This is a genomic window from Stenotrophomonas sp. 22DLJC03, assembly GCF_056861405.1.
This window is the reverse complement of the sequence record NZ_JBSPUG010000002.1, coordinates 614,352-628,684: the sequence shown is the minus strand read 5'-3', so window position 1 is coordinate 628,684 and position 14,333 is coordinate 614,352. Positions and strand designations below refer to the sequence as shown.

Here is a 14,333-nt window from a genome sequence, read left to right as displayed (position 1 = left end):
CATGAACATACACCGCGACTTCGATCACCTCTGGCGCGACCGCTGTGATACCTCCAGCCAGCGCAGTCCCCGCGTGCTGATCCGGGTATTCGTTGCCCCGGGCGAGCTGGAGCGCAGCGTGGCCTTCTACGAGCAGCTGCAGGGCGTGGTGGCCGATGCGGGCTTTCCGTTTCCCGATGCCGGCCTGCGCCTGGCGATGGTCGGTGCATTCCTGCTGATCGAAGGGTGCGATGAGGCGCTGGCGCCGTTCACTTCGACCACGGGGACGCTGCTGGTCGACGACGTTCGGCCCTATCACGACAAGCTGGTGGCGGCCGGCGCCGAGATCATCTTTCCGTTGCAGGTGGTGCCCACCGGGGCGGCATTCAACGCGGTGCATCCTGATGGCACCGTGGTCGAGTACGTGCATCACCGGCCCGACCCGCACGGGCGGTGAGGGTACGCACGGCCGGGCTGCGCCTGGCCCCCGCAGAGGCAACGGCCGAAGCAACAGCAGAAGCGAAAGCTGGGCTCCTGTGGGGTGGCGGGGTGGGTCCGGTTGCGGGGAACGGCGCAAGTACGTCCATGTAGCCTCGGTCGCGCCATCCATGGCGCTCACGCCCCCGCAACCGGACCCACCCCGCCTTCGACAATTCCCTGCACAGCCTGCTGTAGAGCCGAGCCCATGCTCGGCTGCTCTTCGTTCAACTGTCGGAATATTCGATTTCGATGGAGATTCATCCACGTATGACGTGGATCTACAATCCCTCCATGTCCTCTCCCGCCCTGCCCTGGAATGGCACGCTGCTGCTGGATGCTCACGTGGCTGTGCTGCAAGGCCACGCTGGTGGCAGCGATACGCACGCGCACTACGCCCATCAACTGTTGCTGAGCGAAGCCGCTCCCTGGCAGGTCGAGATCGACGGCGTACGGCAGCAGGGCCAACGGCTGTGGCTGCCGTCATTCCAGCCGCACGCAATCCTGTCGGCGCCGGAAGCGGGCTGCACGGTGTTCCTGGAACCGGCGCATGCCGATCCCAACCAGATCCGGCAGCACCTGCTCGCGCTGCCGGGCAACGCGCTGGAGCTGCACGACTGGATGCCAAGGCTGAGTCGCCCGCAGCCGTTGGACCGCCGCGTGCAGGCCGCGCTGTCCCGTATCGCCGAGCACCTGCCCGGTCCGGTGCCGGCTGCTGATATCGCCGAAGCGGCGCACCTGTCGACCAGCCAGCTGCACCGGCGTTTCCAGTCAGAGCTGGCGGTGACCCTTCGCGGCTGGGTACTGTGGCAACGGCTGCGCAGTGCGCTGGCGCATCATCTGCGCGGGCACAGCCTGACCGACAGCGCGCATGCCGCCGGTTTCGCCGACCTGCCCCACCTCTCGCGCAGCCTGCGCCGCATGTTCGGCATCGGTGCCGCGCAGCTTCAGGGCCTGCAGCTGCACGCGACCTGACACGCTCGATCACCCACGCCTGCGCAGGCCTTCCGGCAGCTCCGGCACCTCGCCATGCGGCAGTTCACGGAACGGTGCCATCAGCTGCCCGGGATAATCGTGCGGATAGTCCGGCTGGCTGCCGATGCCCAGGTCAGGCCGGCCCAGGCGATAGCCCGGTGCATCGAAGGCGGTCCCCAGCACGTGGTCCCACACGGTCAGGAACAAACCGAAATTGACATCGCCGGCAGTGCCGTAGCGCATGTGGTGGAAGCGATGCAGTGGTGCCCATGCCATCACCCGACCCAGCACGCCGGGACGCATGTCCACGTTGGAATGCTGCAGCAGCAGCTGGATGGCAATGGCGAACGCCAGCACCGCGGCTACCGGCATCGGCAGGCCCAGCACCAGCAGCGGCAGCACACCACCCACCGCTTCGGCCGCCTGGTGCAGCGGGTGTTTCATCAGACCGTTGAAACCATACATGCGGGTCACGCTGTGATGCACCGCATGCAGCCGCCACAGCCAGCCAATGCGATGGCTGGCGTAGTGCACCAGAGTGATGCCAAGGTCGGCGCAGACGATGGCCATCAGCACCTGCAGCGCGAACGGCCACTGCAGCGGCCACAGCTGCCACGGAATGAGCGCTGCCAGCAGCGGAACCGCAGCGATCGACAGCAGGTTCAGGCTTTCGTTGACCAGCGCATGCAGGGTGTCACGCAGGCTGTCGCCCTGGTCGTGGTTGAACGCGGGGTCATACGGCCAGGCACGTTCGGCAGCGAACGAAACCGCGATGGCAACCGCGAGCAGGGCCAGCAACCACAACGGGTCACCGTGGCAGTGGCCGACCCAGACGATGGCGGCGGCAACGAAACCCAGCAGGAACAGCGGGGCATACAGGCGGAGCATCCAGTGCTTCATGGGCAATCCGGAAAGTAAGGGGCCTGCATGCTTGCGCGGCATGCAGGTGGCCGGCTTGAACAAACGGCGCAACCCGTGGGTCCGCCGCTGCTGGATGCCCATCGTGGTCGGCACCGCGTTTGCCACATCCACCCACGGCGCGGCTCTACAATGGCGCCCTCATCGCGCCCGGGACCGGCATGGATTCCTTCAACCTGATGCGTGCCTTCCGCCGCATCGTCGAACGCGGCGGGCTGGCCCGTGCCGCCGAAGACCTGGGCATGTCGCCCGCCGGGCTGAGCAAGCAGCTGCGCACGCTGGAAGCGCACCTGGGCGTGGTACTGCTGCAGCGGACCACGCGGCGCATGAGCCTGACCGAAACCGGCCACGCCTATTACCGCGAATGCTGCCGCCTGCTCGACGAACTGGAGGCGCTGGAACGCGGCATCGCTGAACAGCGCGGCGACGTGGCCGGGCGCCTGCGCGTCAATGCGCCGCAGTCGTTCGCGTTGAGCACGCTGTCACCGCTGCTGCCACGCTTCCTGCAGCAGCATCCGCAGCTGTCGCTGGACCTTGTGATGGAAGACCGCCTGCTCGATGCGGTCGGCGAAGGTTTCGATGTGTCGCTGCGGCTGCGTGCCGAGCTGGACGACTCGCGGCTGGTGGCGCGCCGGCTGGCCTCGCTGCAGCAGGTGCTGTGCGCGGCCCCGTTTTACCTTCAGCAGCATCCGGCACCGCAGGCGGTGGACGAGCTGCAGGCGCACAGCGTGCTGGCCTACAGCCTGTCCGACTCGCCCGGCAGTTGGCCGCTGCTCGGCCCCGATGGCCAGGTGACGATCACCCTGCCGGCGCGCGTCACCGTCAACAACAGCCTGCTGCTGCGCGATCTGCTGGTAGCCGGCATGGGCATCGGCGCCCTGCCCTCGTTCCTGGCGGCACCGGCACTGGCCCGTGGCGAACTACAGCAGGTGCTGCCCAACCACCGCTATCCACCGCGCTTCGTGCATGCGGTCTATCCCACCTCGCGCCACCTGCAGCCCAAGGTGCGTGCCTTCATCGATTTCCTGCACGCCGAACTGCCAGGCTGCGCCGGCCTGGATTCGTAACCGCCAGCGAAAACTGAGCTGCCCGCGGCGTACTGTTTCAGACGTGCCGCGCTGCCTAATCTGCCGCCTCCCCTCTCACCGATGGCAGGCAGATGTCTCCCGTTCCTTCCCCCGCTACCGCCGCGCCGGTGGTCGATTTCTTCCACGACGTGGTCTGCGGCTGGTGCTTCGTGCTGGCCCCGCGCCTGCAGCAGGTCTCCGCCGAACTCGGCATCCAGGTGCGCCACCGCAGCTTCGTGCTGCAGGACTCGCGCGCGCAGATGGTCGAGGTGTTCGGCTCGATGGAGCGCGCCAAGGCGATCATCCTGCGCCACTGGACCGACTGCGCCGCGCATGAAGATACCGCGCGCATCGATATCGAAGGCATGCGCGCACAGGACTTCGAGTATCCGTCCGGCTGGCTCGGTGCACTGGCCTGCCAGGCCGCCGGCGTGCTCGGCGGCAACGACGCCCATGGCGCGATGTTCGATGCCGTGCAGTGGGCGCACCTGCACCAGCACCGCAACATCGGCGACGCCGAAGTACTGCTGGATATCGCCGAAGCACTGGGCCACCCGCGTGGCGCCTTCGCTGACCACATGCGCAGCGACGCAGCAGCCCGGCGTGTGCAGGCCGACCGTGCCGAAGCCGCGACCCTCGGCATCCGCTCCATTCCCACCGTGATCGGCGGCAACGGCCTGCGCCTGCAGACCCTGCCGCTGCCGCAACTGCGCCAGGCCCTGGCGCACCTGGTCGCGGCCTGAACCGCACCATCCCCCACCCTGCAAGGAGACTCCCCATGACCCCACGTACCCTGGCCACCGCGCTGGCCCTGCTGCTGGCCGGCACCGCCGCGTCCACCACCGTGTCCGCGCACGAACGCGTTCCCTCCGGCCAGCAGGTCGGCACCAGCCCCTGGGGGCCGAAGGACGAGATCGGCCGCCTCAACCTGATCACCGAGGCCTCGCGTGCAGCGATCCTGTCGCGGGTCAGCGGCGGCAAGGCCTATGACCTGGCCACCGAATACTACGTCGGCATGCCCAGCTGGCAGGATGCCGGCGACCCGCACTACCAGTTCTGGATGACCCACACCCCGCGCGGCACGGTGATGGATGATCCGATGGGCGTGGGTGAAACCATGAACCTCACCCGCAGCTACACCGGCACCGCGTTCTCGATGTACAGCCACACCGGCACCCACATCGATGCGCTGAACCATTTCGGCATCCACGGAAAGATCTGGAACGGCTTCGAGGCCGACAAGCACCTCGGTGACCGTGGCTGGAACGTCACCGGCATCGAGAAATTCCCACCGCTGATCGCGCGTGGCGTGCTGATTGACGTGGCCGGCGCCAAGGGCGTGGACATGCTGCCGGACAGCTACCGCGTCACCCGCCAGGACCTGAAGGATGCGCTGGCACGCCAGCAGGTGAAGCTGCAGCAGGGCGACGTGGTGCTGATCCGCACCGGCCGCATGCGCCTGTTCGAACAGCCCAAGGCCTACATGGCCAACCCGCCGGGCATGGGCCTGGACGCCGCGCGCTTCCTGGTCGAGGACAGCGGCGCGATGATCGTCGGCGCCGACAACCTCAGCTTCGAAACCTTCCCCTCGGAGGTGTCCGACGACTACGTGCCGCTGCACACCTACCTGCTGGCCCAGCAGGGCGCGCCGATCATCGAGCTGGTGGCGCTGGACGAACTGGCCCGCGACAAGGTCTATGAGTTCGCCTTCATCGGCGGCCCGCTGAAGATCCGCGGCGGCGATGCCGCGCCGCTGCGCCCGGTGGCGTTGCCGGTCCGCCCGTAACCGGGGCCTGTGGGTGCCGACCTTGGTCGGCATTCCGTCCCATACCCGGAGGGTGCCGACCTTGGTCGGCACTCCTTTACCCCTTCAGCAACCTGAAACCCGGTCCGCCAATTTCATTAGTAATTCTACTCACAAGGCGAGTAGCATGTCCGGTCTCAGCCCCTGATACCGGCCCGTCGATACTCGCGCCATGCCTGCCGTTTCCGCCCGTTCCTGCCGCTTCAAGCCAACCCGGCGCCTCTCTTGGAGGATCGGCTGATGGGTGCCGTCGTCGCCCTCGACCGGCTGCTGGACGGGCGCCAGCTGTGGCGCGGCCCGGCCCGCCAGGGCCCGGCCAGCGACCACCTGGCCAGCGGCCACCCGGCACTGGACGCACGCCTCCCCGGCGGCGGCTGGCCGGCCAGCGGGCTGTGTGAGGTGCTGCAGGCAGCGCCCGGTGTCGGCGAGCTGGCGCTGGTCTGGCCGGCACTGGCCAGGCTGAGCCAGCGCGAACGCCCGATCGTGCTGGTCGCCCCGCCCTATCGCCCGCATGCCCCGGCCTGGGCCGCCGCCGGACTGGACCTGGCCCAGCTGCAGATCATCCACGCCGCACCGAAACAGGCGCTGTGGGCCGCCGAACAGTGCCTGCGCTCTGCGGCCTGCGCGGCGGTGCTGTGCTGGCCGCACCAGGCCGACGATCGCGCCCTGCGCCGGCTGCAGGTGGCTGCCGACAGCGGCCAGTGCCTGGGCTTCGTGTTCCGCGAGGCGCAGGCAGCGCGCAACCCCTCCCCGGCCAGCCTGCGCCTGCAGCTCGACCACAGCCAGGTACGGGTGCTGAAGTGCCGTGGCGGCCTGCCACCCGCGCAGCCGTTGCCACTGGCCATCACCCACTGAGGCCGCGCTATGCATTGGGCCTGCCTGTTGTTGCCGCAGCTGGCGCTGGACAGCGTGCTGCGCCTGCAGCCGGACCCGCAGCGGCCACTGGTGCTGCTGCAGGGGCCGGCACAGCGTCGCGTGCTGCGTGCGGTCAGCCCGGCCGCCCGTGCGGTGGGACTGCGCCCGGGCATGCTGCTGTCGGCCGCGCAGGTACTGGTGCAGGACATGCACCTGCACGACTACGACCCCACCGCCGAACAGCACACCCGGCAGCTGCTGGCCAGCTGGGCCTATGCCTACAGCTCGCAGGTCAGCCTCGATTTTCCGCATGCGCTGGTCATGGAGATCGGTGCCAGCCGCGCCCTGTTCGGCGACTGGCTGACAATCGAAAAGCGCCTGCGCAACGAACTGCATGAACTCGGTTTCCGCCATCGCCTGGTGGCTGCACCCACCGCGCATGCTGCACGCGTGCTGGCCAACGTCCACGACGGCCTCGGCATCGATGCGCAGCAGCTGCCGGCGGCGCTGGCACAACTGCCATTGCCGCGCTGCGGCCTGCCCAGCGAAGCGGTGACCGTGCTCGGCCGTTCCGGCCTGCGCACGTTGGGTGCGGTGCTCGAACTGCCGCGTGACAGTCTGGCCCGGCGCTTCGCCCCCGAGGTGCTGCAGCAGCTGGACGCATTGCGTGGCCTGCCCACTGCGCCACTGCGTTACTACCAGCCACCGGATCGTTTCGATGCGCGCATCGAATTCGAATACGAGATCGAATCCAGCCAGGCCCTGCTGTTCCCGCTGCGCCGGCTGCTGTTGGATCTGGCTGCGTTCCTCTGTTCGCGCGATGGCGGCGTGCAGCGCTTCGACCTGCATTTCGAGCACGACCTGCTGCCGGCCAGCGTACTGACCATCGGCCTGCTGGCGCCCGAGCGTGATCCCGCGCTGCTGTTCGAGATCGCACGCAACCGCATGGAAGCCTTCGCCCTGCCGGCCGGCAGCCGCGCACTGCGCCTGCAGGCCGAGCAGTTGCCACCGTTCGTGCCCGCCGCGCGTGACCTGTTCGACACCCGGCCGGCACAGGCAATGCCCTGGAACCAGCTGCGCGAGCGCCTGCGTGCGCGGCTGGGCGATGACGCCGTGCAGCCGCTGGCGGTGCAGGCCGACCATCGCCCCGAACGCGCCAGTGGCACCCAGCCTGCGGTCAAGCCTCCGTCGTACTGGCCGCTGCGTCCGGGCTGGCTGCTGGACACGCCGCAACCGCTGCGTGATCCCCGCCTGCGCATCGTCACCGGGCCGGAGCGGATCGAATCGGGCTGGTGGGACCAGGCCGATGCGCGGCGCGATTACTACGTGGTGGAAACCGCGCATGGCCAGCGCGGCTGGGCTTTCCGTGAGCGCAATGATCCGCATGCGCCGTGGATGCTGCACGGCTGGTTCGGCTGAGCCGTCATGCACAACGAACTGCCCGGCTACGCCGAACTGCACTGCCTGTCGGCCTTCAGTTTCCAGCGTGGCGCCTCGATCGCCGAAGAACTGTTCGCGCGCGCCGCTGGCCAGGGCTACCGCGCATTGGCGATCACCGACGAATGCTCGCTGGCCGGCATCGTGCGCGCCTGGCAGGCCGCCAAGACGCATGGCGTGGCGCTGATCGTCGGCGCCGAATTCCAGGTCGAGGACGGGCCGAAGCTGGCCCTGCTGTGCTCCGACCAGGCCGCCTACGCCGGCTTGTGCCAGTTGATCACCACCTGCCGGCGGCGCGCGGCCAAGGGCGAATACCGCTGCCTGCGCGAGGACCTGCTCGGCCTGCCCGACGGCCTGCTGTGCCTGTGGCTGGACCGGCAACCGGCGGCCACCGATCTGGAACTGCTGCGCGCCGGCTTCGATGATCGGCTGTGGTTGGCGGTGGAACTGCACCACGAACACGACGACGCGCGCCGCCTGCAGCTGCTGCAGGCCTTCGGCGAACGCCACTGCCTGCCGCTGGTCGCCAGTGGTGATGTGCACATGCACGTGCGCCGCCGCCGCGCCCTGCAGGACACCCTGACCGCGATCCGCCACCGCTGCAGCGTGGCCGAAGCCGGCTGGCGCCTGTTCCCCAACGGCGAGCGCCACCTGCGTCCGCGTACCGCACTGGCCCAACTGTATCCGCCCGAACAGCTGGCCGAGACCCTGCGCATCGCCGAGCGTTGCCACTTCACGCTGGAGCAGTTGCAGTACACCTATCCACGCGAACTGGTGCCGGAGGGCCACGATCCGGACAGCTGGCTGCGCGTGCTGGTCGAGCGTGGCATCCCGTGGCGCTGGAAAGGCGGCATCGAACCAGCGCAACGCACGCAGATCGAGCACGAACTGGCGTTGATCAGGCAGAAGAACTACGCCTCCTACTTCCTCACCGTGCAGGACATCGTGCGCTTCGCGCGCAGCCAGGACATCCTCTGCCAGGGCCGCGGCTCGGCGGCCAACTCGGCAGTGTGCTTCGTGCTGGGCGTGACCGAGATCGACCCGGCGCGCAGCAACCTGCTGTTCGAGCGCTTCATCTCCGCCGAGCGCGACGAGCCACCGGATATCGACATCGACTTCGAGCACGAGCGCCGCGAGGAAGTACTGCAGTACGTGTTCAACCGCTACGGACGCGAGCGCGCTGCGTTGACCGCGGTGGCGATCAGCTACCGCGGTCGCAGCGCGATCCGCGACGTGGCCCGTGCGCTCGGCCTGCCGATGGACCAGGTCAACGAACTGGGCGCGGCGATGGACCACTGGGGTGGCCACGTACCGCTGCCGGAAACCCTGCGCGAGCGCGGCTTCGATCCGGAAACCCCGCTGATGCGGCGGCTGCTGGCGCTGACGGCCGAGCTGATCGACTTCCCGCGCCACCTGTCGCAGCACCCGGGCGGCTTCGTGATCTCCGAGCACCCGCTGTCGACCCTGGTACCGGTGGAAAACGCGGCGATGGCCGACCGCACCGTCATCCAATGGGACAAGGACGATCTGGATGCCACCGGCCTGATGAAGGTCGACTGCCTGGCTCTGGGCATGCTCACCGCCATCCGCAAGTGCCTGGCGATGCTGAAACAGCATGGCCTGCACGAAGGGCGCATGGATGCGATCCCTGCCAAGGATACGAAGACCTACGACATGATCTGCGCCGCCGACACCATCGGCGTGTTCCAGATCGAATCGCGTGCGCAGATGGCGATGCTGCCACGTCTGCAACCGCGCAGCTTCTACGATCTGGTGATTGAAGTGGCGATCGTGCGCCCCGGCCCGATCCAGGGCGACATGGTGCACCCCTATCTGGAACGGCGGAGGATCCTGCGCGAGCAAGGCCCGGATGCACTGAACGACCCTGACAATCCGCTCTATCCAGCGCAACTGGAGCGCGTGTTCGCACGCACGTTGGGCATACCACTGTTCCAGGAGCAGGTGATGCAGCTGGCAGTGGAAGCAGCAGGTTACACACCTGGCCAAGCCGATGCCCTACGCCGCTCGATGGCGGCATGGAAGCGTCGTGGCGGCCTGGAACCGCATCGCGAGAAGTTGCTGGCCGGCATGTTGAAGAATGGCTTCAGCCGTGAGTACGGCGAACACCTCTTCGAGCAGATCAAGGGCTTCGGTGATTACGGTTTCCCGGAAAGCCATGCTGCCAGCTTCGCCCTGCTGACCTATAACAGCTGCTGGCTGAAGTGCCATCACCCCGCCGCGTTCACTGCCAGCCTGATCAACAGCCAGCCACTGGGCTTCTACAGTCCCGACCAGCTGCTGCAGGACGCGCGCCGACACGGCATTCGCGTGCTGCCAGTGGACGTGCGCCACAGCGACTGGGACTGCACCCTGGATTTCAGCAAGGGGCCGGCCGCGATCCGGCTCGGCCTGCGCCTGGTCGATGGCTGCAACGAGCCCGCCGTGCAGGCCATCATGCGCGAACGTGCGCGGCGCCCGTTCGACGATGTGGGCGACCTGTGCCAGCGCACCGCCCTGGACCGCCGCCAGCAGGGCCTGCTGGCCGATGCCGGTGCGCTGCGTGGGCTCAGCGGCCATCGCCATCGTGCACGCTGGGATATCTCCGGCGTGGAAAACCGGCTGCCGCTGTTCGACCAGGCCCGCGCCACCGCCGAAGCCCGCGTTCCGCTGCCCCTGCCCAGCGCCTGGGAAGACATGCAGGCCGATTACCGCAGCACCGGCACCACGCTTGGCCGCCACCCGATCTCGTTCCTGCGTGCACAGCTGCGCGGCCGTGGCTGTCTGGATGCCGCACAGCTGGCGGGCCACGGCCATGGTCGGCGCGTGCGCATCGCCGGCCTGGTGCGCATGCGCCAGCGCCCGCAGACCGCCAGTGGCGTCACCTTCCTCACCCTTGAAGACGAGACCGGCATGGTCAACGCCGTGGTCTGGCGGCACCTGGCCGATCGCCAGCACCGGGTGCTGGTCGATACCCAGCTGATGCAGATCGATGGCCGCCTGGAACGCGTTGATGGCGTGCAGCACGTCATCGTGCAGCGCATGCACTGCCTGGATGAACTGCTGCAGGGACTGCGCAGCCACAGCCGCGATTTCCACTGACGATACACAACGTCACACAACGAACTGGCCATTGCCGGTCCGCATCCGCTATCGTCGGCACATCCAAGGAAGGACGACGCCATGCCCCGCGCACTGCTGCTGACCACGCTGGTGGTCTCGACCCTCGCCCTGCTTGTTTCCGGCTGGACCGCCTGGAACCTGCATCGCAGCCAATCGCCACAGCGCATCATCGAGGCACGCGGGCTGATCATCCACGATGCAAGCGGCCAACCGCGGGTAATCCTCGGCGCACCGGTTCCCGATCCGCTCAGCCAGGGCCGCACCCAGGGGCCGCGCGCCACCGCCCTGTCCGGCCTGATCCTGCTCGGCCCCGACGGCTCCGAACGCGGCGGCTACGGCACCAGCGACCGCGGCGGCGAAGCGCTGCTGACCCTGGACGATGCCACCGGCACCACCGAAGTGTTCAAGGTGGTGGCCAATCCGGACCGTGGCGCCAGCCTGATGGTCAAGCACCAGAACAACACTGGCGCCATGCTCACCTCCTGGCAGGGCAAGCCGGAACTGATGTTCGTCGATGACAGCGGCCAGTCCTACTACGTGCGCCCGGGTGCCAACGCCGCGCCCTGATCTGCTTTTGTAACGTCGAGCCATGCTCGACTGCTTTACGCGCACGGCAGTCGAGCATGGCTCGACGCTACAAACCACACACCGCCGCCAGATCATCGGCCAGCTGCCGCAACTGCGCCGACCCCAGCGCCGCGCAGGTAATGCGCAGACCATGGCCCGGTGCCGCCACCGCGAATACTTCGCCTGCACGCACATGCCATCCGCGCGAAGCCAGCGCCAGCACCTGCGGATGGCTGTCCGCCAGCAACGGCAGCCACAGGTTCAATCCTTCCATCGGCTGCGGTGTCGGCACGCCACGTGCACGCAGCAGTTCCTGCAGCGACTGCAACCGCTGCTGGTAGCGCTCACCTGCCGACGCGATCTTCGCCTGCTGCGTCGCCGATGCCAGCACCGAAGTCGCCGCATCCTGCAGCAGGTGGCTGACCCAGCCGGTACCGGACGCCAACCGCAACCGTAACCGCGACGCGGTCTCTTCATCGCAGGCCAACCACGCCAGCCGCAGATCGGGACCGAGTGGCTTGGACAACGAGCGCAGCACAGCCCAGCGACGACCATCCAGCGGCAGCACCGAGTGATAGGCCTGCTGCGAGAGCAGCGCGTAGTGATCATCGATCAGCACCGCCACCTGCGGATAGGCCGCCAGCAGCTGGCGCAACGCCCGCGCCCGCTTCGCATCCAGGCTGGCCCCGGTCGGGTTGTGTGCCCGCGGGGTCAGCAGCACCGCGCGTGCACCGGCCCCCAGCGCCTGCCGCAGCGATTCGATCTGCATGCCGTGCGCGTCCATCGCCACCGGCAACGGCGCGTGACCCACCGCGTTGAGCACGTTGAGGCTGCCGAGGAAACACGGATCCTCCACCGCGATGCGATCGCCCGGCAGCAGCCACGCCGCCAGCAGGCGCTCGATGCCATCGACCGCGCCATGGGTCAGCTCCAGCGCATAGCCTTCGGGGCAGTCCGCATCCAGCGAGGCCCGTGCCAGCGCCTGTAACCTCGGGTCGACCGTGCCCACGCCGTACAAGCGCGGCGCCGCCGGGGCCAGGCGCAGGTTCGGCAACAGGCGAGGATCCGGGTTGCCGCCGGCCAGGTCCTGCAGCGCCAGCCCCGGCGTACTGCCCTCGCGCGCCAGCGTCGGCGGCAATCCGCGCACCACCGTGCCACGGCGGCCCGCCGTGCTGGCCAGGCCCGCCGCATCCAGGCGCTTGTAGGCAGCGGCCACGGTGTTGCGGTTCACGCCCAGCTGCTCGGCCAATTCACGCACCGGCGGCAGCACGCTGCCGGCCGGCAGGCGGCCCTTGCCGATGCCGTCGCGGATGCTGTCGAAGATCGACTCGGCGCTATGCCCGGTGATTTTCATTTTGTCCTATGCCAAAATATCTCTTGTCCTGTGCCAGTGTATCCCACCCTGGCCACCCTGCATTGGAGGTGCCCGCATGCCCCTTGCCGCTGCCGACTGGCCCGTCGCCCAGTCCGTTGAACAGATCGCCGACAACCTGGTCACGGTGCGCCAACGCATCGCCGATGCCTGCGCGCGCGTCGGCCGGGATCCGGCCAGCGTGCGCCTGCTTCCGGTCAGCAAGACCGTCGATGACGCCCGCATCCGCATGGCGGTGGCCGCCGGCTGCCAGGAACTGGGCGAGAACAAGGTGCAGGAAGCACAGCGCAAGGCCGAAACAATGGCCGACCTTGGCGTGCACTGGTCGGTGATCGGCCATCTGCAGACCAACAAGGCGCGCTACGTGGCGCGCTTTGCCAGCGAGTTCCAGGCGCTGGACAGCCTGCGCGTGGCCGAGGCCCTGCAGCAGCGCCTGCAGCTGGAAGACCGCACGCTGGATGTGTTCGTGCAGGTCAACACCTCGGCCGAGCCGAGCAAGTACGGACTGGAACCCGACGCGGTCGAGGCCTTCGTGCAGCAGCTGCCGGCCTTCGATCGCCTGCGCGTGCGCGGCCTGATGACCCTGGCCATCTTCACCCCCGACGTCGAGCGCGTGCGCGCCTGCTTTGTGCGCCTGCGCGAACTGCGCGACCAACTGCAACACACCGCCCCGCCCGGTCTCGACCTGTCGCAGCTGTCGATGGGCATGTCCGGCGATTTCGAAGTCGCCATCGAGGAAGGCGCCACCGTGGTTCGTGTCGGCCAAGCCATCTTCGGCGCCCGCGCCACCCCGGACAGCTTCTACTGGCCGAACAGCGGAGCCCCGGCATGAAGCACGCAGTCGTTCTGCAACACGTCGCCTTCGAAGACCTCGGCACCCTGCAGCCGCTGCTGCTGACGCAGCGTTGGCAGCTGCAGGTGCTCCAGGCCGGCGTCGATGCGCTCGATCCGGTCGACTCTGCCGACCTGCTGGTAGTGCTTGGTGGACCGATCAGTGTCAACGATGTGGATACCTATCCGTTCCTGGCCGAGAGTATCACTGTGCTGCAGCGTCGCCTGCAGCAGCAGCGGCCGACCCTGGGCATCTGCCTCGGCGCGCAGTTGATGGCCCACGCGCTTGGTGCCAGCGTCGCTCCCAGTGGTGGCAAAGAGATCGGTTTTGCACCGCTGCTGCTGACCGATGAAGGCCAGCGTTCCCCGCTGCAGGCCCTGCAGGGCATTCCGGTACTGCATTGGCATGGCGAGGCGTTCGAACTTCCGGCCGGTGCACGCCGCCTGGCCAGCACGCCGGCCTGCCGTCACCAGGCCTTCGCCATCGGCAGCCACGCACTGGCCCTGCAATGCCATCCAGAACTGGACGCCCGCCAGTTCGAGCGCTGGCTGATCGGCCACACCCTGGAGCTGGCCCAGGCCGGCATCGATCCGAACGATCTGCGCGCGCAGGCACGCCGCTACGGTGCACCACTGGCCGCTGCCGCCACCGCGATGTTCGACCATTGGCTGCAGGACCTGCCGGAGATACCGCGATGAACTACCGATTGCAGATCCACCGCGATGGCGCCCACTGGGGCCACTTCGACTGCAGCGGCCCCGATGCATTGCAACGCATGGACGCCATCGCCGCACAGCTGCCTGCGGATCAGGGCTTCCAGTTGAAGCGGCAGAAAGGTGTCGGCGAAGAACGCATCCTGTCCAGCAATGCTGACGGCCTGCGCGTGCTGTCTTCACAGATCCAGTACCGCGATCTCTGACCCGACGATGG

The 14,333-nt window shown here is 68.1% G+C and carries 14 protein-coding genes; 12 read left to right on the top strand and 2 right to left on the bottom strand.

Annotated features, from left to right (window positions below):
• The first annotated feature begins 1 nt into the window (after position 1).
• Together AC13GA_RS08820 and AC13GA_RS08815 are read left to right on the top strand one after the other, a co-directional pair.
• Complete coding sequence (locus AC13GA_RS08820; RefSeq protein WP_014037567.1) at positions 2-436, top strand: VOC family protein; 435 nt, start codon at positions 2-4, stop codon at positions 434-436.
• 290 nt (positions 437-726) lie between these two features.
• Complete coding sequence (locus tag AC13GA_RS08815; protein ID WP_482997899.1) at positions 727-1,431, top strand: helix-turn-helix domain-containing protein; 705 nt, start codon at positions 727-729, stop codon at positions 1,429-1,431.
• Positions 1,432-1,440: 9 nt separating this feature from the next.
• On the opposite strand, the gene AC13GA_RS08810 is transcribed toward AC13GA_RS08815, so the two are convergent.
• The gene (locus tag AC13GA_RS08810) at positions 1,441-2,331 is read right to left on the bottom strand and encodes a sterol desaturase family protein (RefSeq protein ID WP_482997898.1); all 891 of its coding nucleotides are present in this window, start codon (positions 2,329-2,331) and stop codon (positions 1,441-1,443) included.
• A 179-nt stretch (positions 2,332-2,510) separates the two neighbouring features.
• Between AC13GA_RS08810 and AC13GA_RS08805 the strand changes: the two genes are divergently transcribed.
• From AC13GA_RS08805 to AC13GA_RS08775, 7 genes are all read left to right on the top strand, one after another.
• Complete coding sequence (locus AC13GA_RS08805) at positions 2,511-3,416, top strand: LysR family transcriptional regulator (protein ID WP_482997897.1); 906 nt, start codon at positions 2,511-2,513, stop codon at positions 3,414-3,416.
• Positions 3,417-3,508: 92 nt separating this feature from the next.
• Positions 3,509-4,159, top strand: a complete 651-nt coding sequence (locus AC13GA_RS08800; RefSeq protein ID WP_482997896.1) for a DsbA family oxidoreductase — start codon at positions 3,509-3,511, stop codon at positions 4,157-4,159.
• Between the two features lie 35 nt (positions 4,160-4,194).
• Positions 4,195-5,202, top strand: a complete 1,008-nt coding sequence (locus AC13GA_RS08795) for a cyclase family protein (RefSeq protein WP_110712689.1) — start codon at positions 4,195-4,197, stop codon at positions 5,200-5,202.
• Between the two features lie 258 nt (positions 5,203-5,460).
• Entirely contained in the window at positions 5,461-6,075 is a 615-nt protein-coding gene (gene imuA, locus AC13GA_RS08790; RefSeq protein ID WP_426355693.1) for a translesion DNA synthesis-associated protein ImuA, read from the top strand.
• A 9-nt stretch (positions 6,076-6,084) separates the two neighbouring features.
• Complete coding sequence (locus AC13GA_RS08785) at positions 6,085-7,494, top strand: Y-family DNA polymerase (protein WP_482997895.1); 1,410 nt, start codon at positions 6,085-6,087, stop codon at positions 7,492-7,494.
• Between the two features lie 6 nt (positions 7,495-7,500).
• Positions 7,501-10,611 (top strand): error-prone DNA polymerase, encoded by a 3,111-nt coding sequence (locus AC13GA_RS08780; protein WP_482997894.1) that lies wholly within the window; start codon positions 7,501-7,503, stop codon positions 10,609-10,611.
• Positions 10,612-10,692: 81 nt separating this feature from the next.
• Entirely contained in the window at positions 10,693-11,199 is a 507-nt protein-coding gene (locus AC13GA_RS08775) for a hypothetical protein (protein WP_046984666.1), read from the top strand.
• A 67-nt stretch (positions 11,200-11,266) separates the two neighbouring features.
• Here AC13GA_RS08775 and ptsJ read toward each other — a convergent pair whose 3' ends face one another.
• Entirely contained in the window at positions 11,267-12,553 is a 1,287-nt protein-coding gene (ptsJ, locus tag AC13GA_RS08770; protein WP_253079081.1) for a MocR-like B6 salvage transcription factor PtsJ, read from the bottom strand.
• Positions 12,554-12,629: 76 nt separating this feature from the next.
• Here ptsJ and AC13GA_RS08765 point away from each other — a divergent pair, with 76 nt between their 5' ends.
• From AC13GA_RS08765 to AC13GA_RS08755, 3 genes are read left to right on the top strand one after another with little or no spacing between them, the layout of a single operon-like run.
• Entirely contained in the window at positions 12,630-13,403 is a 774-nt protein-coding gene (locus tag AC13GA_RS08765; protein WP_253079082.1) for a YggS family pyridoxal phosphate-dependent enzyme, read from the top strand.
• Entirely contained in the window at positions 13,400-14,101 is a 702-nt protein-coding gene (locus AC13GA_RS08760) for a glutamine amidotransferase (protein WP_430766000.1), read from the top strand. Before AC13GA_RS08765 ends, AC13GA_RS08760 begins: the two co-directional genes overlap by 4 nt.
• Positions 14,098-14,322 (top strand): hypothetical protein, encoded by a 225-nt coding sequence (locus AC13GA_RS08755; RefSeq protein ID WP_253079084.1) that lies wholly within the window; start codon positions 14,098-14,100, stop codon positions 14,320-14,322. Before AC13GA_RS08760 ends, AC13GA_RS08755 begins: the two co-directional genes overlap by 4 nt.
• Positions 14,323-14,333 lie beyond the last annotated feature (11 nt).